The organism is Scandinavium tedordense (assembly GCF_024764965.1).
Taxonomy (GTDB): Bacteria; Pseudomonadota; Gammaproteobacteria; order Enterobacterales; family Enterobacteriaceae; genus Scandinavium; species Scandinavium tedordense.
Genome location: NZ_JALIGG010000056.1, coordinates 468,938 through 486,662 on the forward strand (window position 1 = coordinate 468,938; position 17,725 = coordinate 486,662).

Here is a 17,725-nt window from a genome sequence, read left to right on the forward strand (position 1 = left end):
TATTATTTTGCTGCCTGGTATTACGCCCGGTGGCGCTACGCTCCCGGGCCTACAGGCCAGGAGACGCATCGTCAGGCGTTTTTCAGCATCCACTCAATTTCAGTTTCTGTGATCAGACGCTCAAACTGAATCAACTCGTCGTTCTTACAGGCGTGGAACACATGGCTGAAGCGCTCACCCATCAGTTCACGCAGGCTGTCGTTTTGCATGAATTCCCACAGCGCATCGCTCTGGCGAATCGGGAACGGCAGACCTTCCTGCTCCAGACCATTGCCTTCGACTTCTTCCTGAAGCGGTAGATCGTTGTTCAGTCCGTGCAAAATACCCGCGAGGATTGACGCCATCACCAGATAAGGGTTGGCATCAGCACCCGCTACGCGGTATTCGACACGATGATTGTCACGATCGCCACACGGGATGCGCAGCGCAACGGTACGGTTGTTGTGCCCCCAGGAAGCCTGCGTTGGCACGTACATACCCGGCTGGAAACGACGGTAGGAATTAACGTTCGGCGCTAACAGTGCCATAGATGCAGGCATCAGATCTATCATTCCCGCAAGCGAACGCTTGAGGATGCTCGAATCTTCGCCATCGGCGTCAGCCAGCACATTTTCGCCTTTACTGTTCAGCATGCTGATATGAATGTGCATCCCGCTTCCGGCATATTCTTCATACGGCTTCGCCATAAAGGTGGCGTGCATTTTGTGTTTTTCGGCCACCGTGCGCACCAGACGTTTCAGCGCCAGCGCATCGTCGCAGGCATCAAGCACGTTATCGGTGTGGTGAAGGTTGATTTCGAATTGGCCCGGTGACGCTTCAGCTACCGCACCATCCGCAGGGATCAGCTGCAAACGCGCTAAATCGTCGATATCAGTCAGCACGTCCGCAAAATGATTGAGGTTATCAACGGAGTAAACCTGGCTTTGGGTATTGCGGTCATCGGTGCCCGGCGCGCATGGCGGCTGCAGGAAACCTTCGTTATCGCGCTGACGGTCAAGTAAATAGAACTCCAGCTCTACCGCTACCACGGGGAACAGACCGCGCTGGCGCAGCTGCTGCCAGAGTCGATTCAGCACGTTCCGCGGCTCAACGTCAAAGGGAGCGCCATCTTCATCCAGCATGCTCAGCATCATTTGGCCGATAAATTCTGGGTCAGCCGCTGACGGGGTTAATGTGCCCAGTACCGGTACACAACTGCGATCCGGTTCACCCAGCTCTTGTCCAAGGCCCGCTTCTTCTACTACGTTGCCGAGGATATCCATCGCAAACACCGACGCCGGGAAGTAGCAACCTTTCTCAATCTTACTCAGGCTGGAGATCGGGATACGTTTGCCACGGAAGCAACCGTTCAGGTCGGTCAGCAGGACATCAACATATTGGGTATTGGGGTAACGCTCGAGGAAGGTCTTCACTTCGCGTGCAAACGCGCTACTTCGTCTTTCTTCGGAATGCTGAACAAAATTCTCAACTTCTACGATATTAGTTTCCATGATTCACCGCCGTTGCTTTGGATGCCGGTCACTGATTTCGACCGTTAAATATAATGTCCACTTATCGACAATGGCGCCTACTAAAATGTTTGTCAAATGTTAAATTGAGTTTGCAAAGAGGTTATCGCACTGCTAGATTGAGAAAATATTGAACGGAACAGGCCATATGGAATAGTTTTGGCAATAATTTAGTCCAGAATGTGAGGGTGATCATGGGCAATATATTTGACAAGCCAGTTATCGGGGTCGTGATGTGCAGGAACAGGCTTAAGGGTCATGAGACCCAGACCTTGCAAGAAAAGTACCTGAATGCTGTATTACATGCCGGCGGTTTGCCGATTGCCCTGCCGCATGCACTGGCGGAACCGGAACTGCTGAATGCCCTTCTGCCAAAACTTGATGGAATCTTCTTACCCGGCAGCCCCAGCAATGTGCAGCCGCACCTCTATGGTGAAAACGGCGATGAGCCTGACGCCGATCCTGGGCGTGATAAATTGAGCATGGCGTTGATCACCGCCGGGCTCGAAAGGCGCATCCCCATTTTCGCCATCTGCCGGGGTTTACAGGAACTTGTTGTCGCCACTGGCGGGACTCTGTATCGTCGCCTGTGCGATCAGCCTCAGTTCCTGGAACACCGTGAAGATTCGGAGCTCCCGGTGGAGCAGCAGTACGCGCCATCACATGAAGTTCAGGTTCAAGAGGGAGGATTGCTTTCGAGGTTAATACCGGGCTGCAACACGTTTTGGGTGAACTCATTACACGGTCAAGGTGCGAAAACGCTCGGTCCGCTACTGCGCGTGGAAGCCCGCTCGCAGGACGGCCTGGTCGAAGCCGCCAGCATTCACGATCACCCGTTCGCCCTCGGTGTGCAATGGCACCCGGAATGGAACAGCAGCGAATACGCTCTGTCGCGTTTGTTGCTTGAAGGTTTTATCACCGCTTGTCAGAACCACCTCGCTGAAAAACAGCGACTCTGACCCCTACAGTTAAGGAAATGCCAATATGAGCGATGACGGCCTGGCGCCGGGTAAACGTTTGTCAGCGATCCGCCAACAATTGGGTCTTTCGCAACGTCGTGCCGCCGAACTGTCTGGATTAACGCATAGTGCCATCAGCACCATAGAACAGGACAAAGTCAGTCCTGCCATCAGTACCTTGCAAAAGCTGCTGAAAGTTTATGGGCTGTCGCTCTCCGAGTTCTTCGCGGACCCGGAAAAACCTGATGAGCCGCAGGTGGTTATCAATCAGGATGACTTGATTGAAATCGGCAGTCAGGGTGTTTCAATGAAGTTGGTTCACAACGGAAATCCGAACCGTACACTGGCAATGATCTTTGAGACTTACCAACCGGGCACAACAACCGGGGAGAGGATCAAACACCAGGGTGAGGAGATAGGCACGATACTGGAGGGTGACGTGATTCTGACCATCAACGGCCAGGATTATCACCTCGTTGCAGGGCAAAGTTATGCCATCAACACCGGCATACCCCACAGCTTCAGCAACACTTCAGCAGGCATATGCCGCATCATCAGTGCCCACACCCCCACCACGTTCTGATATTCATACACTAAATTCGGCCTGAGCTTTTCAGGCCATTTAAAACGCCGCTCTTTTTACAGGATTTATTTCCTGGGGCGTTTTGCAGCCAGATTTTGCCGATAGCAGCAGAGAAAGACCGATTATCTTATTGAATACAAAGGAGTCACCATGGACTTTCAGCATCTGAATTACTGGCAGGAAAAAGCGAAAAATGCCTCAATAGAAACCCGTTTGTTTATTAACGGCGAATACTGCCAGGCGCAAGATAACAGTACCTTTGAAATTGTTGACCCCGCCGGACAACGCCCTCTTGCCCAAGTGGCGCGCGGGAAAAAAGCCGATGTTGATATGGCCGTGCGTGGCGCTCGCGACGTTTTCGAGCGTGGTGACTGGTCACAGGCCTCCCCGGCAAAACGTAAAGCCGTGCTGAACACGCTGGCAGATTTGATGGAACAGCATCACGAGGAGCTGGCGCTGCTGGAGACGCTCGATACCGGCAAGCCTATTCGCCATAGCCTGCGTGATGATATTCCCGGCGCAGCGCGCGCTATCCGCTGGTATGCAGAGGCTATCGACAAAGTGTATGGCGAAGTGGCCACCACTGGTGTAAACGAACTGGCGTTGATTGTGCGTGAGCCAATCGGCGTGGTGGCCGCCGTCGTACCGTGGAACTTCCCGCTTCTGCTGGCCTGCTGGAAACTGGGCCCGGCGCTGGCGTCAGGGAACAGCATTATCCTCAAACCTTCTGAAAAATCACCGTTAACTGCCATTCGTTTGGCGCAGCTGGCGAAACAAGCCGGTCTGCCGGATGGCGTGTTCAGCGTCATCAGCGGCTTTGGTCATGAAGCGGGCCAGGCGCTGTCTCAACATCCGGACGTGGATGTCATCACCTTCACCGGATCGACCCGCACCGGCAAACAGCTGCTGAAAGACGCAGGCGACAGCAACATGAAACGCGTGTGGCTGGAAGCTGGCGGCAAGAGCGCCAATATCGTGTTTGCCGATTGCCCCGATATTAAAAAAGCCGCCGCCAATACCGCCGCAGGTATCTTCTACAACCAGGGTCAGGTGTGTATCGCCGGTACGCGTCTGCTGCTGGAAGAGAGCATTGCCGACCAGTTTATCGCGCTACTGAAAGAGCAGGCCAAAAACTGGATGCCGGGTAATCCGCTCGACCCAAATACGACCATGGGCACGTTGATTGATAGCGCCCATGCCGACACCGTTCACAGCTTTATTCGCGACGCTGAAACTCAGGGCACACTGGCACTGGATGGCCGTGACGGCAAACATCCGGCGGCTATCGGCCCGACTATTTTTGTCGATACCGCTCCGACGGCGCACGTCAGCCGCGATGAAATCTTCGGCCCGGTGCTGGTTGTCACCCGCTTTAAAACCGAAGCGCAGGCGCTGGAACTTGCCAACGACAGCGAATACGGGCTCGGCGCTGCCGTGTGGACCAATGATTTGTCGCGCGCACACCGCATGAGCCGCCGTCTGAAAGCCGGTTCTGTGTTCGTTAACAACTATAACGATGGCGACATGACCGTACCGTTCGGTGGTTATAAGCAGAGCGGTAACGGGCGCGATAAGTCCCTGCACGCCCTGGAAAAATTTAGTGAACTGAAAACTATCTGGATTGCCCTGGAGCCTCTTCATGACTGAACATACCACCAGCTATTACGCCGCAAGCGCCAATCAGTATGAACCGTTTCCGACTCTGAGCGAGTCCGTCACCTGTGACGTATGCGTGGTCGGTGGAGGTTACACCGGGCTTTCCTCCGCGCTGCATCTTGCCGAAATGGGTTACGACGTGGTGCTACTGGAATCGGCACGCATCGGTTTCGGTGCCAGCGGTCGCAACGGCGGTCAGCTGGTCAACTCTTACAGCCGCGATATCGACGTTATCGAGCGCACTTACGGCCCCGGTTCGGCCAAAATACTCGGCAGCATGATGTTTGAAGGCGGCAAGATTATCCGGGAGCGCATCAAGCGCTATCAGATTGATTGCGATTATCGTCCGGGCGGCCTGTTCGTGGCGATGAATCATAAACAGCTCGAAACGCTGGAAGAACAAAAAGCCAGCTGGGAACGCTACGGCAACACCCAGCTGGAAATGCTGGACGCCAACGAGCTGAAGCGTGAAGTAAACAGCGATCGCTACGTCGGTGCCCTGCTCGACCACAGCGGCGGTCATATTCATCCGCTCAATCTGGCGATCGGTGAAGCTAATGCCATTCGCCTGAACGGTGGCCGCGTGTATGAGCAATCACCGGTGACGAATATTCAGCACAGCAACCCGCCTGTGGTCAGCACTGCAAAAGGCCAGGTGACGGCGAAGTACGTGATTGTCGCGGGCAACGCCTATCTGGGCGACAAACTGGAGCCGGAACTGGCAAAGCGTAGCATGCCGTGCGGCACCCAGGTGTTAACCACAGAACCGCTGAGCGAAGACGTCGCACGTTCGCTGATTCCGAACAATTACTGCGTGGAAGACTGTAACTATCTGCTGGATTATTACCGCCTGACCGGCGATAACCGTCTGCTGTATGGCGGCGGCGTGGTGTACGGTGCGCGTGACCCGGCAGATATCGAGCGCCTGGTAATGCCGAACCTACTGAAAACATTCCCGCAGCTGAAAGGCGTGAAGATTGACTACAGCTGGACCGGCAACTTCCTGCTCACGCTGTCACGAATGCCGCAGTTCGGGCGGCTGGATAACAACATTTACTACATGCAGGGCTACAGCGGTCACGGTGTGACCTGTACGCATCTGGCGGGAAGATTGATTTCAGAATTACTGCGTGGCGATGCAGAACGCTTTGATGCGTTTGCCAAACTGCCGCACTACCCGTTCCCGGGTGGCCGTACGCTGCGCATTCCGTTCACCGCGATGGGTGCGGCGTATTACAGTCTTCGCGATCGCCTTGGGGTGTAATGCTCTTCATACTTCACGCTACAGGGGTGTGAGCTGCATTCGCTCCCCCCTGTAGCGCGAATTATGTTGAGCACTGATTGAAATAGCCCAACGCACAGAGAGATCCCTTCTGTGCGTTTTTTATTGGCTTCTCACGCGAGGGTATTTCCACAACCAGCGACCGCTGATCATCCGCCAGTAGAACGCCACGCCGCGCACTGCCCAGTCGAGGAACATGCCGAGCCACACGCCGACCACGCCCCATCCCAGTACAATCCCGAGGAAGTAACCGGCAACCACGCGGGCGCCCCACATGCTGAACATCGATACCCACATGGCGTAACGCGCATCACGCGCGCCCTTCAGTCCGGCCGGTAACACCCACGATGCAGACCAAATCGGCATAAACGCGGCGTTCAGCCACAACAACTCTTTCACCACCTCTTTGACATCCGCTTCGTGGGTATAGAAAGAAGCGAACAAGCCGGCGAACGGTGCGGTGCCCCAGGCAATGGCGGTCAGCACAATGGTCGACATCCAGAACACATGGCGCAGCTGTTTTTCCGCCTGCCCAATTTGCCCTTTGCCGAGTCGCTTGCCGGTAATGATGGTCGACGCCGAGCCCAGCGCGTTCCCCGGCAGGTTTATCAATGACGCCACCGAAAAGGCGATAAAGTTCCCGGCGATAACGTCGGTGCCCATCCCGGCAACAAACATCTGCGTCAGCAGTTTGCCGCTGTTAAAAAGCACTGATTCAATACTCGCCGGAATGCCAATCCCCATCACTTCCCAGATAATGGCGAAGTTAAGCGGCTTGATATAACTTTTGAGCGGAAGACGAAGTGCCGGATTAAAGCCGACCGCCAGCACCGCGACAATCCCAATCGCACCGATATAGCGGGAAATCGTCAGCCCCAGACCGGCACCGACAAACCCCATACCCTGCCAGGAGAACGCCCCGTAAATCAGGACGCTACTGATAATAATGTTAAGGATGTTCATCCCGCCGTTAATCAGCAGCGGAATTTTGGTGTTACCCGCACCGCGCAGCGCCCCGCTGCCGATCAGCGCAATTGCCGCTGCCGGATAGCTCAACGCCGTCAGTTCAAGATAAGTAAGCGCCAGTTCTTTGACGTGCGGCGACGCGGCGCCGGCCACCACTTCAATAATTTCCCGCCCAAACAAATGAATGACTACGGCGAGAATAATCGCGAACAGGGTCATGATGACCAACGACTGACGGGCCGCTGCCCTTGCCTGCTTGCGGTTACGCTTACCGAGACTAAAGGCAACGACCACCGTTGTCCCGAGATCGATAGCGGCAAAGAACGCCATGATCACCATGTTAAAACTGTCTGCCAGCCCAACCCCGGCCATTGCGTCCGCTCCGAGCCAGCTCACGAGGAACGTACTCAACACGCCCATTAACAGAACGCAGGTATTTTCCAGAAAGATAGGCACAGCAAGGGGGGTGATTTCACGCCAGAACAGAACACGATAGGTTTTGCGATTTTTGTACCAGGTGGTGCGGGTGACGGCCTGGCGTACTGTGGCAGAGACGTTCAAAGGGGGCCTTAGAGAGAAAGTTGAAACCTCGTTTTAAATGATGAGGCAGAAATGCCAAACCTGCAACGTTGAATTACGTTTAAATTGTGGGTAAATACAACAGATTGTTGACGGAACCGTCAGTCGTGACGAAAGGTTTGAATAGAGGTTTGACAAAAATTTTTTCGCCGCTAAGATAAGCCTCCAACCGATTCCTCTGTAGTTCAGTCGGTAGAACGGCGGACTGTTAATCCGTATGTCACTGGTTCGAGTCCAGTCAGAGGAGCCATATTTAGAAAAGCCCGCTTAGGTAACTACGCGGGCTTTTTGCTTTATCTTCTCACCGAGAATTTACAGCTGCCCGGTGTTTGCGGCCCCCATACTCACCATAACCGGCATCCCGGAACGGCGCGTTAACGCAGCGCTGACCACGCTGGCATCCACTTCAGCGCCCCGAGTTGCGGCGTTCAATGCCGGAGTCATCGGCAGTGGGACTTTCTTGTCTGATTCAAACTCCGTCCGGTTACGGGACAGCGGCTCATGCACCTCCAGCCAACGCAGCCCGCCGGGTTCGACGGTGGTTTTTACTGGCCTGTCGATAAGCTGTACCCGCGTTCCTTCCGGCACGTTATCAAACAGGTATTTAATGTCGTCTTTGCGCAAGCGGATACATCCCTGACTGACGCGCAGGCCGATACCAAAGTTGGCGTTAGTGCCGTGGATGGCGTACAGCTTACCGATGTAGATTGCGTACAACCCCATCGGGTTATCCTCGCCCGGCGGTACGAACGCAGGCAAGGTCTTCCCCTCTTTCGCATACTCTCGCCGGGTATTTGCCGTCGGTGTCCAGCCCGGGGCTTCCTGCTTGCGCTCCACTTTCGTCACCCAGTTACGCGGTGTTTCACGCCCGGCCTGACCAATTCCTATCGGTAAAACCTCCACCGTCCCGCTTCCTGCCGGATAATAATAAAGTCGCATTTCGGCGACGTTAATTACAATGCCCTCGCGTACCGTGTCCGGCAGGATCAGCTGCTGCGGAATGGTCAACGCAGTCCCCACTTTCGGCAGGAACGGGTCAACGCCTGGATTGGCCTCCAGCATGTTGCTGAACCCCTGCCCATACTGTGCGGCAAAATATTCCAGCGGCTGGGTATTCCCCTCCGGAACGGTAACAATTAAGGGCGCACCTATCAGCCGACTCCCTTCGGGAGGAAGTGGATAGGTGACCGCCTGGGCACTATGAATAACGGCGGCTAGCCCCAAGGCAAGCGAGAGTGTACGAATCATAATTTCCCTATTATTGACATGATGGCTATAGGCTAAATATAGCTCTCTACATCGAGAGCGCAATAACCGGCATCGCCAGCGCCCTGCGTGGCGTTGGGTTGGCCTTCACCCGATCGCCGGACACCAGCAAATGACTCAGTTTATTGCAGCCATAAAAAAACCCCGCATCGGCGGGGTTTTCAGATTCAGGCTTTTGCGACGTGCAAACTTACTCGGTTTTGCTTTCAGCTGATTTCAGCTCGCCCATCACTTTCAGCTTTTTAGAGATCTCGCGACGCTCTTTAGACAGCTCAGCATTTTTGATGATGTAATCGTCCACGCGATCTTCGTAGTCGGTTTTCATGCTGGCGATGATGCCCTGAATAGCTTCAACGCTCATGCCTGGTTTGATGTAGTCACTGAGGTTATCAAGCAGCAGTACACGCTTCTGGTTGTCACGGACCTTTTTCTCAACGTCCTGAATTTCGCGCTGCAGTTTGTTTTTACGACGGAACAGACGAACAAACTCCAAAACGTCCTGAAACGAAGGTTTGGTTGTTTCCATTTTTACACCCCTGATAATTGAGATTCGGATTCGTAAAACAGCCGCTACGGGTAAACATAACTGCTAGCGGCCGCGAATGACAATGGTTTTTGCTCTGCCTCAATCATAACCCTAAACGTAGCTGAATCGAAACAAGCACGCGGCAAACCGTGACCGGGTGGGCGTTATTTGCGCAACGCCCGACAGATCAGGTGTGACAGTAGTTCCAGCTGTCGCGCCAGTTCCATGCTTAACCAGACATATCCATGCATCGGCGTTTCGGCCAGGTCTTTGCCTTTATAGTCATTCACCAACTGACGCAACTCGATGACGATATCGTTCAGCTTTTCGTTGTTAGCCAGAATCGGTTGCGGATTGCCTTCATAAAGCGCATGCGCAATGGTGAGCAATGTCTGCTGGGTCATCTGCTGCATGTCTCGCAGGGTGTGGGCGTTGAGCATCAGATAGTGGCTGTCGCGCGAGGCCCACCAGGCATTGATTTGCAGTTCAAGCATACAGACCAGATTACGATTCACCGTCTGAATACCTTCAAAAATCGATTTCTGAATGTGGGTCTCTTTACTGGCGGGTGTTATCAGGCCACGCATCTTTACCACGTCGTTCAGGACTTTTTGCAGTCGGCGTTCAAGACGCGGGCGTTCGAGTAAGTTCGGCGAGAACCCAGTTTGATAAAGACGGTTAAATTCAGTGACGTAGTTTGCCATCTGGATACGCCAGTGGAGAAACGCTCGCTGCGGCCAAATCCCGGTAAACAGCATCGCCAGCAGCGAACCGATAATCACATCCCCGCTTCGCCATAGCGCCATGTGCATATCGCCTGACGGCGCACCGATAACCACTGCCAGCGTGATGCCAATCAGCAGCGCCTGATACGGTTTATTGCCCAGAGCTAGCCAGCCGCAGAGGAACATCGCCGCCGCGCACCAGAGTAGCATCAACGGCAGCGACATCAGCTCCAGCTTCAGTGCCACCAGCCCCAGTACGGAGCCGAAAACTGTGCCGCCGATACGCTCAAACGCACGCGGGACCACGTTTCCCCAGAAAGAGATGGGCCCCATAATAACGACTAGCGTAATGAGCGGCCAGGTCCCCTCAGGCACGTGAAAAAGACGCACCAACAGAAACGTCAGTACAAACGCGAGAGCGATACGCACCCCGTGAACAACACGGTAGTTGCGGTATAAACGAATTTCAAAAGGACTCAGTGATTTATCAGCGCGCACACCCGCACTCCGGCTAGGGCAGAAAACACAATTGTATCTGTTTTTCTGCCCCTGGCATCACGGAAGCGTAAATAACCTTTTAAAAAGCAGGCTTGTTTACTTTAAATAGCGCGTTTTTTAACAGGTACATACATTTCGATATCCCAGTGACCTTCCTGATTACCGTCATTGAGATAAAGCTCGAAGCAGGGTTTTGCTTCTAACTCGTAGTCTTTGTCCTCCAGCACACTGTTGAAGAACTGATACCACGGGGTGGAGAAATCATGATTGACCACGCGTGTAGCGGCTTTGGCGTACATTCCTGCCGCGATTTCGGTGACAATCACCCCTTCACTATTGGCCGGTATCGTGAATCCGTCTTCCACGGTGACCACGGTGTCAGCCCGCAGCTTTTCCGCCGACACCTCATCTGGGTTATCGTAGTAAACCGCCACCCACTCTTTGGCGTGGATTTTGTGCCCGTTCACCCACATCGCCAACTGCTCAAAGCCCTGTTTGATGGTCTGTTCCCATGGGCCAACCATATGAAAACCGGCGATGACGCGACGATTTTCCTGAGTAATGCTGTAATCCATATTGCCTCCGCTAACATAGCTGCTGGACAAATATACAGTTAAAATCTAGCAAACAGACCTGAAGGAGTATGTGCGATGTTTCACAAATAGGGGAAGTAAAACGCCCTCCGAAGAGGGCGTTTGGTCAAACGGGATTGGCTCAGGATTTATGGTGCATCCAGTCGCTCAAGCGCGAGAACATGCCTCCTTTGCCCACGCTTTCCAGCGTCACCAGTGGCCAGTGAGCAACAATCTTATCGCCGTCGTAGAGTTCAATTTCACCGACGCGCTGATGGGCCGCGACTGGCGCATCCAGCTCTTTTTTGTCCATCACGTATTTGGCTTTGATTTTCGGCACTTCGGCTTTAGGTAAGGCCAGCCAGAAGTCCTGATCGGTGCCCAGGTCGATGTGTTCTTTATCGCCGTACCAGATGCGTTCAGTGCCGACTTTTTTGCCGGTATGCAGGATCTGAACGGTATCGAAATTCTGCTGGCCCCAGTGCAGCAGCTTACGCGCCTGGTCTTCACGCCCTTTCGAGCTCTCAGCGCCCATTACCACCGCAATCAGACGGCGCTTGCCATCCACCGCAGACGCAATGATGTTAAACCCGGCGGTAGCCGTGTGGCCCGTTTTCAGTCCATCAACGTTCAGGTTTTTATCCCACAGCAAGCCGTTACGGTTGTTTTGGGTGATGCCGTTCCAGGTCAGGCTCTTCTCGCTATACATATGATAGAAGTCAGGCTCACCATGAATAATCGCCCGGGATAATACCGCGAGGTCGAACGCCGAACTGTGCTGTCCTGGCGCATCAAGACCGTGCACGGTTTCGAAATGGGTATCTTTCAGGCCCAGTTTGCTCACGTAATCATTCATCATTTTGACGAACTGTGGCTGGCCACCTGCGACGTAGTCAGCCAATGCTACACAAGCGTCGTTCCCGGAATCGACAATCAGTCCGCGGCTTAAGTCATGCACGCTCAGACGATCGCCCGCCTTGAGGAACATTAGAGAGGATCCGTCAAAAACAGGATTGCCCTTTGCCCAAGCATCGCGACCCACGGTGACCATGTCATCTCCGGTAATGCGATGACTGTCGATCGCGCGGTCAACCACGTAGCCGGTCATCAGCTTCGTGAGACTGGCTGGGTTGCGCTGCTGGTGTTCGTTACCAGCGGTGAGTACCTGGCCGGTGGTGTAATCCATCAGCACCCAGGATGCGGCCTGGATCGCAGGAGGTTGTACCGGTGCGGGAATATAATCTGCAGCAACTGCGCAAGAAATGCTCGAAGCGAGCAAAGAAACAGCAATAAAAAAACGGCCTTTCAACAGCATATCCTCAACTTTTCGTATTCCCGTTCTTTTTACGGTAGTTACGCTTTGCTGACAGCGTTAAATTGCAAGAAAGTATGACATTTACTGGGAGCGACGCCGAGGGATCGCCCCGCCGAGCTTCTGATGATCGGGCAAATCGTTTACCATTACCGGCTAACGCGCCTACGGATCACAGACAGCCCATGCAAGAAACGCAACCGCAAGCCGGATTCCTGATTCACGACTACGAAACCTTCGGCACCCACCCGCAGCTGGACCGCCCCGCTCAGTTCGCGGCCATTCGAACCGACGCTGATTTCAATATCATTGGCGAACCTGAAGTCTTCTACTGCAAGCCTGCTGATGATTATCTGCCGCAGCCTCAGGCAGTAATGATTACCGGTATCACGCCGCAGGAAGCGCTGGCCAAAGGCGAAAATGAAGCGGCGTTTGCGAGACGGATCCATGATCTGTTTACCGTGCCGAAAACCTGCGTGGTTGGCTACAACAACGTGCGTTTCGATGATGAAGTGACGCGTAACATTTTCTACCGTAATTTCTTCGACCCCTACGCCTGGAGCTGGCAGAACCATAACTCGCGCTGGGATCTGCTCGATGTGATGCGCGCCTGCTACGCCCTGCGTCCGGAAGGCATCAACTGGCCAGAAAATGAAGACGGTTTGCCGAGCTTTCGCCTGGAACATCTGACCAAAGCCAACGGAATCGAGCACAGTAACGCCCACGATGCGATGGCCGATGTATACGCCACCATCGCGATGGCTAAACTGGTGAAAGCGCGTCAGCCACGCTTATTCGATTATCTGTATACCTTCCGCGGAAAGAATAAACTGGCGACGCTGATCGATGTGCCGCAGATGAAACCGCTGGTGCATATTTCCGGTATGTTCGGGGCATGGCGCGGAAACACCAGTTGGGTGGCACCGCTGGCCTGGCATCCGGACAACCGTAACGCGGTGATTATGGTCGACCTGGCGGGCGATATGTCTCCGTTGCTCGAACTGAACGCCGATGAACTGCGTGAGCGCTTATACACGCCGAAAGCCGATCTCGGCGAACTGTCGGCGGTTCCGGTGAAACTGGTGCATCTGAATAAATGCCCTATTCTCGCGCAGGGCAATACATTACGCCCGGAAGATGCCGACAGGCTAGGCATCAACCGCCAGCAGTGCCTGGATAATCTGAAGGTGCTGCGCGATAACCCGCAGGTGCGCGATAAAGTAGTGGCGATATTTGCTGAAGCGGAGCCTTTTGTACCCTCGGAAAACGTCGACACCCAGCTCTACAACGGTTTCTTTAGTGATGCAGACCGCGCAGCGATGAAAATTCTTCTGGAGACCGAGCCGCGTAATCTGCCCGCGCTGGATCTCACATTTGCCGATAAGCGCATCGAAAAACTGCTGTTCAACTATCGGGCGCGTAACTTCCCTGGCACGCTGGATGAATCAGAGCAGCAGCGCTGGTTGCAGCACCGTCGTAACGTCTTTACCCAGGAATTCCTTCAGGCTTATGCCGATGAACTGCAGCAGCTTTACGTTCAGTATGAAGGGAATGACGAGAAACTCGCCCTGCTGAAAACACTGTATCAATACGCACAAGAGATTGTTTAAGTCAGAATGACCGGCATAAAAAAACCGGAGACAGTGTCTCCGGTTTTTTTTGACTATCGCACGTCGAGATTACGCGATGTCTTCGTACTGCGGCACCGGGTTACGGAAGCTGCGAGTCACACAGGCCAGATAAATCAGGCCAACTGCACCCCAAATCAGACCGAGAACCATCGAGCTTTGTTCCAGGTTAATCCACAGCGCACCGACGGTCAACGCACCACATACCGGCATAAACAGGTAGTTAAAGTGATCTTTCAGCGTTTTGTTGCGCTTTTCGCGGATCCAGAACTGCGAGATTACCGACAGGTTAACGAAGGTGAAGGCCACCAACGCACCAAAGTTAATCAACGCCGTGGCTGTTACCAGGTCGAATTTAATCGCCAACAGAGCAATCGCGCCCACCAGTAGCACGTTCCATGCTGGGGTACGCCATTTCGGATGCACGTAACCGAAGAAGCTTTTCGGGAACACGCCATCGCGGCCCATCACGTACATCAGACGAGAAACGCCTGCGTGTGCTGCCATGCCAGATGCCAGCACGGTCACGCTTGAGAAGATAAGCACGCACCACTGGAAGGTTGTACCCGCCACGTACAGCATGATTTCTGGCTGTGACGCATCTGGATCCTTGAAGCGAGAGATGTCAGGGAAATACAGTTGCAGGAAGTAAGATGCAACGATAAAGACCCCACCGCCAATCAGCGCTGTCAGGACAATTGCTTTCGGGATAACGCGCTCGGCATCTTTGGTTTCTTCAGACAGAGAAGAGATACCGTCGAAGCCCAGGAACGAGAAGCACAGAATAGTCGCACCGGTGATCATCGGCGTGATATGCGCGCCATCAGACCAGAACGGGCGGCTACTGGTCAGCGTACCTGCACCCGTACCGTTGTGAACGCCCCAGATGATCATGCCGACAATAACGGCAACGATACCCATCTGCAGCACCACAATCAGGGTGTTGAAGTTAGCCACGGTTTTAATGCTGCGCAGGTTGGAAATGGTCATAAAGGCCACTAACCCGACAACAAATATCCACGAGGGAACCGAAGGTACCAGCGCTTCAAAGTAGATTTTTGCCAACAGGATATTGATCATCGGCATAAAGAGATAATCAAGCAGCGAAGACCAACCCACCATAAAGCCAACCGTCGGGCTAATGGATTTTTGGGCGTAGGTATAGGCTGATCCTGCGGACGGATAGCGGCGAACCAGCTTACCGTAACTTAACGCAGTAAACAGGATGGCTACCAGAGCGAATGCATAGGCTGTCGGGACATGACCATCGGTCATTCCAGATACGATACCGAAAGTATCGAACAGCGTCATAGGCTGCATATAGGCAAGACCCATCATAACAACCGGAATCAACGTAAGCGTCTTACGTAATTCCACGCGAGAGGTGTTTGGAGTAGCATTATGCGACATGGTTATTCCCCTTTACGGTGAAAACCGTCGCGTAAGCAAAAAATTGCCCCATTTTTTATATATCCTCGGCGACAACAACTGTCGATTTTTAAGTAAGTATCTATCCGGTACGAAGCCCGGCCTCTTGTATGAATGAGTGTGTCTCGAAAGCAAAAAAATAACCGACGCCATAAAATTGCGTCGGTTAGTCTCTTTTTTGCTGGCGCGTATTTTGCCCCCTTCCCCCCATAAAAACAAGAGAACCAGAGGCTCATCAAAGAAAACTTTTCCTTAAATGCCTGATTATTCACCAAGGGCGCGGTTATAGACTGCCGCGATAGCACTATTTGCCAAAACTGCCTCCCGCCACCAGGCGCTCGCCAGGCCCGCGGTCTGTTCATTCCAGCCGATCCACACCGCATCAAACGGAACGTGAGCCGCGACCTGTTTTTCGACTAAAGCGCCGCTTTCAAGAAACCGCTGCGCCAGATAACGCGGGAGATAACCGCAGCCCAGGCCGCTAATTTGCAGTTCCAGCTTAGTTTTAAAATCAAAAACAGTGATTGCGTCCTGATCTTCAAGCAATTGTTGAAATGCAGGGCAATCGGGAGTCGTGCCGTCGCCGACGATAATCGCCCGATGGTGTTTGATGGTTTTGCGGTTCAACGGTTCGGCCACTTCCGCCAACGGATGGTGGGCTGCCACAACGAAAATCTGCTCCAGTTCGCCTAATGGCGCGAAACCAAAATCACTGAGCGGCGGCGGGTCGTGCAGCGCGCCGATGACAATATCGGCCCGGCCTTGTACCAACGCATCCCAGGAACCGCCGAGAACGCCGTTGATAAACTTCAGCCGGGTCACGCTGTGCCTTTGGTAGAACTGTTCAATGAGGGGAGCAAGCAATGAGAAAGGAAAAGTGTCGTCCACGCCAATAACCAGATCGTTTTCCCAGCCTTCGTGCAGTTTGACCGCCTGCTTTTCGAGTTCGCGCACGGTATGCAGGACTTCCCGCCCCTTTTCCAGCAGCATTTGCCCAGTGCGGGTGAACTTCGCGCGGTGTCCACTACGGTCGAGAAGTTGAATACTGAGATCGCTTTCCAGTTTGTGAACGGTGTAGCTCAGGGCGGAAGGCGTTTTGAAGAGCTTTGCCGATGCCGCAGCAAAGCTCCCTTCTTTATCGAGCGCATCAAGAATGATGAGAACTTCCAGTAATGGTTTCATCGTCGCCCCCAGTCGGTACGCGATGTCACCGCGGGTCGTTTACTCCAGCGGCATCACCAGCGGATCGGGATGCTGGTACTCAAACCCCAGCTCAGAACAGATGCGGTTACCATCAATAATGCGTCCTTTCTCAGCGCTATCGCTGAATACAGGCGGCTCCAGGCCAAGCTCGCGGGCCATCTGCGGGTAAAACGTTGACCGAGACGGATGTCCGGGCGCACATAAATTATAGATGTGCCCGCCCTTCGGTGCCTGAAGCAGCAGTGTTATCGCGGAAATCACGTCTTCCAGATGCACCAGGTTGACACCCTGTTGCCCATCCGGCGCGGATTTCCCGGCAAAGAATCGACCCGGATGACGCTCCGGCCCGACCAGGCCCGCAAGGCGTAGAATATCGACGGACGTCCCAGGCAGATTGTGCAGCCAGTCTTCCAGCTCTTTCAGCACACGGCCGCTGGAGGTTATCGGGTCACGCGGGGCATTCTCTTTAATCGTGCCCTGCCCTTTGCCATACACCGACGTCGAGCTGGTGAACACAATGCGCGGGATGTGATACGCCAGCGCACTGTCGACAATCTCCTGCACCGCCTGCAAATAAAACTCTTCGCCGGGACCGCTGCGACGCGCAGGAAGCGTGATAACCAGCGCGTCGACGTTCATCAACGCATCCAAATCGTCCGACTCGCAGACCAGCTGCGGATCCAGGCGCAATAAATAGCTGTCGATGCCACACATTCTCGCGGCCTCTATCCCATCTTCGGTGGTTTTACTGCCGGACACCTGCCAGCCTCGCGCGTTCAACGACAGTGCCAGTGGCATACCCAGCCAGCCCAAACCTACGATTGCGACCTTTTTCATCTGTGCTCTCCTGACTCGTTCGCGTTCCTTTTATAAGGCTACGCCAGCCCTCGCCAACTGACAATTTATACTCGCCATACTTCACGCCGCAGGGTCGTTGGCCACATCTGTTCATCCTGGCCACAGAGTTATCTATGTTCCCAAGGGTTCACAGACTTGCCGCCTGCCTGCGACTCGAATTATCTAGAGTATATCTG

At 53.8% G+C, this 17,725-nt stretch carries 16 protein-coding genes, 1 tRNA gene and 1 pseudogene; 6 read left to right on the plus strand and 12 right to left on the minus strand.

Annotated features, from left to right (window positions below; genetic code table 11):
- Nucleotides 1-71 precede the first annotated feature (71 nt).
- Nucleotides 72-1,490 (minus strand): glutamine synthetase family protein, encoded by a 1,419-nt coding sequence (locus MUU46_RS15440; protein WP_258965952.1) that lies wholly within the window; start codon nucleotides 1,488-1,490, stop codon nucleotides 72-74.
- A 212-nt stretch (nucleotides 1,491-1,702) separates the two neighbouring features.
- Here MUU46_RS15440 and puuD point away from each other — a divergent pair, with 212 nt between their 5' ends.
- The 4 genes from puuD (at nucleotide 1,703) to MUU46_RS15460 (ending at nucleotide 5,970) form a co-directional block, all read left to right on the plus strand.
- The gene (gene puuD, locus MUU46_RS15445; RefSeq protein ID WP_159753279.1) at nucleotides 1,703-2,467 is read left to right on the plus strand and encodes a gamma-glutamyl-gamma-aminobutyrate hydrolase; all 765 of its coding nucleotides are present in this window, start codon (nucleotides 1,703-1,705) and stop codon (nucleotides 2,465-2,467) included.
- Between the two features lie 25 nt (nucleotides 2,468-2,492).
- Nucleotides 2,493-3,050, plus strand: coding sequence for an HTH-type transcriptional regulator PuuR (gene puuR, locus MUU46_RS15450; RefSeq protein ID WP_110509576.1), 558 nt, complete (start codon nucleotides 2,493-2,495; stop codon nucleotides 3,048-3,050).
- 150 nt (nucleotides 3,051-3,200) lie between these two features.
- Entirely contained in the window at nucleotides 3,201-4,697 is a 1,497-nt protein-coding gene (puuC, locus tag MUU46_RS15455; protein WP_258965953.1) for an aldehyde dehydrogenase PuuC, read from the plus strand.
- On the plus strand, nucleotides 4,690-5,970 hold the full coding sequence (locus tag MUU46_RS15460; RefSeq protein ID WP_159753275.1) for an NAD(P)/FAD-dependent oxidoreductase: 1,281 nt from the start codon (nucleotides 4,690-4,692) through the stop codon (nucleotides 5,968-5,970). The genes puuC and MUU46_RS15460 overlap by 8 nt, the downstream gene beginning before the upstream one ends.
- Nucleotides 5,971-6,090: 120 nt before the next feature.
- On the opposite strand, the gene MUU46_RS15465 is transcribed toward MUU46_RS15460, so the two are convergent.
- Complete coding sequence (locus MUU46_RS15465) at nucleotides 6,091-7,515, minus strand: EmmdR/YeeO family multidrug/toxin efflux MATE transporter (RefSeq protein ID WP_159753273.1); 1,425 nt, start codon at nucleotides 7,513-7,515, stop codon at nucleotides 6,091-6,093.
- Between the two features lie 79 nt (nucleotides 7,516-7,594).
- On the minus strand, nucleotides 7,595-7,702 hold the full coding sequence (locus MUU46_RS22980) for a DUF5951 family protein (protein ID WP_374685010.1): 108 nt from the start codon (nucleotides 7,700-7,702) through the stop codon (nucleotides 7,595-7,597).
- A 5-nt stretch (nucleotides 7,703-7,707) separates the two neighbouring features.
- Between MUU46_RS22980 and MUU46_RS15470 the strand changes: the two genes are divergently transcribed.
- Nucleotides 7,708-7,783, plus strand: a tRNA-Asn gene (locus MUU46_RS15470).
- A gap of 62 nt (nucleotides 7,784-7,845) precedes the next feature.
- Here MUU46_RS15470 and ldtA read toward each other — a convergent pair.
- The 5 genes from ldtA to dacD form a co-directional block, all read right to left on the minus strand.
- A complete protein-coding gene (gene ldtA / locus MUU46_RS15475; protein ID WP_258965954.1) occupies nucleotides 7,846-8,781 on the minus strand; it encodes a L,D-transpeptidase in 936 nt (311 codons plus the stop codon).
- A gap of 208 nt (nucleotides 8,782-8,989) precedes the next feature.
- Nucleotides 8,990-9,325: a DUF496 family protein gene (locus MUU46_RS15480; RefSeq protein WP_159753269.1), complete on the minus strand. Its 336-nt coding sequence runs from the start codon at nucleotides 9,323-9,325 to the stop codon at nucleotides 8,990-8,992.
- Between the two features lie 164 nt (nucleotides 9,326-9,489).
- Nucleotides 9,490-10,548, minus strand: coding sequence for an FUSC family protein (locus MUU46_RS15485; protein ID WP_258965955.1), 1,059 nt, complete (start codon nucleotides 10,546-10,548; stop codon nucleotides 9,490-9,492).
- Between the two features lie 101 nt (nucleotides 10,549-10,649).
- Nucleotides 10,650-11,123: a DNA gyrase inhibitor SbmC gene (gene sbmC / locus MUU46_RS15490; protein ID WP_258965956.1), complete on the minus strand. Its 474-nt coding sequence runs from the start codon at nucleotides 11,121-11,123 to the stop codon at nucleotides 10,650-10,652.
- 139 nt (nucleotides 11,124-11,262) lie between these two features.
- Nucleotides 11,263-12,429: a serine-type D-Ala-D-Ala carboxypeptidase DacD gene (dacD, locus tag MUU46_RS15495; protein ID WP_185153719.1), complete on the minus strand. Its 1,167-nt coding sequence runs from the start codon at nucleotides 12,427-12,429 to the stop codon at nucleotides 11,263-11,265.
- A 188-nt stretch (nucleotides 12,430-12,617) separates the two neighbouring features.
- Between dacD and sbcB the strand changes: the two genes are divergently transcribed.
- Nucleotides 12,618-14,042: an exodeoxyribonuclease I gene (gene sbcB / locus MUU46_RS15500; protein WP_258965957.1), complete on the plus strand. Its 1,425-nt coding sequence runs from the start codon at nucleotides 12,618-12,620 to the stop codon at nucleotides 14,040-14,042.
- Between the two features lie 69 nt (nucleotides 14,043-14,111).
- On the opposite strand, the gene MUU46_RS15505 is transcribed toward sbcB, so the two are convergent.
- The 4 genes and pseudogenes from MUU46_RS15505 to MUU46_RS15520 form a co-directional block, all read right to left on the minus strand.
- On the minus strand, nucleotides 14,112-15,470 hold the full coding sequence (locus tag MUU46_RS15505) for an APC family permease (RefSeq protein ID WP_185153716.1): 1,359 nt from the start codon (nucleotides 15,468-15,470) through the stop codon (nucleotides 14,112-14,114).
- On the minus strand, nucleotides 15,460-15,522 hold the full coding sequence (gene yoeI, locus MUU46_RS15510) for a membrane protein YoeI (protein WP_133461903.1): 63 nt from the start codon (nucleotides 15,520-15,522) through the stop codon (nucleotides 15,460-15,462). The genes MUU46_RS15505 and yoeI overlap by 11 nt, the downstream gene beginning before the upstream one ends.
- Before the next feature lie 175 nt (nucleotides 15,523-15,697).
- Nucleotides 15,698-16,670: pseudogene (locus MUU46_RS15515) on the minus strand (LysR substrate-binding domain-containing protein); the annotation flags it as partial.
- A 39-nt stretch (nucleotides 16,671-16,709) separates the two neighbouring features.
- Nucleotides 16,710-17,528, minus strand: coding sequence for an SDR family oxidoreductase (locus MUU46_RS15520; protein WP_258965959.1), 819 nt, complete (start codon nucleotides 17,526-17,528; stop codon nucleotides 16,710-16,712).
- Nucleotides 17,529-17,725 lie beyond the last annotated feature (197 nt).

Bases quoted from the DNA above. Each gene is read 5' to 3' on its own strand.
- MUU46_RS15440 (WP_258965952.1), bottom strand. From the start codon at position 1,490: ATGGAAACTAATATCGTAGAAGTTGAGAATTTTGTTCAGCATTCCGAA.
- puuD (WP_159753279.1), top strand. From the start codon at position 1,703: ATGGGCAATATATTTGACAAGCCAGTTATCGGGGTCGTGATGTGCAGG.
- puuR (WP_110509576.1), top strand. From the start codon at position 2,493: ATGAGCGATGACGGCCTGGCGCCGGGTAAACGTTTGTCAGCGATCCGC.
- puuC (WP_258965953.1), top strand. From the start codon at position 3,201: ATGGACTTTCAGCATCTGAATTACTGGCAGGAAAAAGCGAAAAATGCC.
- MUU46_RS15460 (WP_159753275.1), top strand. From the start codon at position 4,690: ATGACTGAACATACCACCAGCTATTACGCCGCAAGCGCCAATCAGTAT.
- ldtA (WP_258965954.1), bottom strand. From the start codon at position 8,781: ATGATTCGTACACTCTCGCTTGCCTTGGGGCTAGCCGCCGTTATTCAT.
- MUU46_RS15480 (WP_159753269.1), bottom strand. From the start codon at position 9,325: ATGGAAACAACCAAACCTTCGTTTCAGGACGTTTTGGAGTTTGTTCGT.
- sbmC (WP_258965956.1), bottom strand. From the start codon at position 11,123: ATGGATTACAGCATTACTCAGGAAAATCGTCGCGTCATCGCCGGTTTT.
- sbcB (WP_258965957.1), top strand. From the start codon at position 12,618: ATGCAAGAAACGCAACCGCAAGCCGGATTCCTGATTCACGACTACGAA.
- MUU46_RS15505 (WP_185153716.1), bottom strand. From the start codon at position 15,470: ATGTCGCATAATGCTACTCCAAACACCTCTCGCGTGGAATTACGTAAG.
- MUU46_RS15520 (WP_258965959.1), bottom strand. From the start codon at position 17,528: ATGAAAAAGGTCGCAATCGTAGGTTTGGGCTGGCTGGGTATGCCACTG.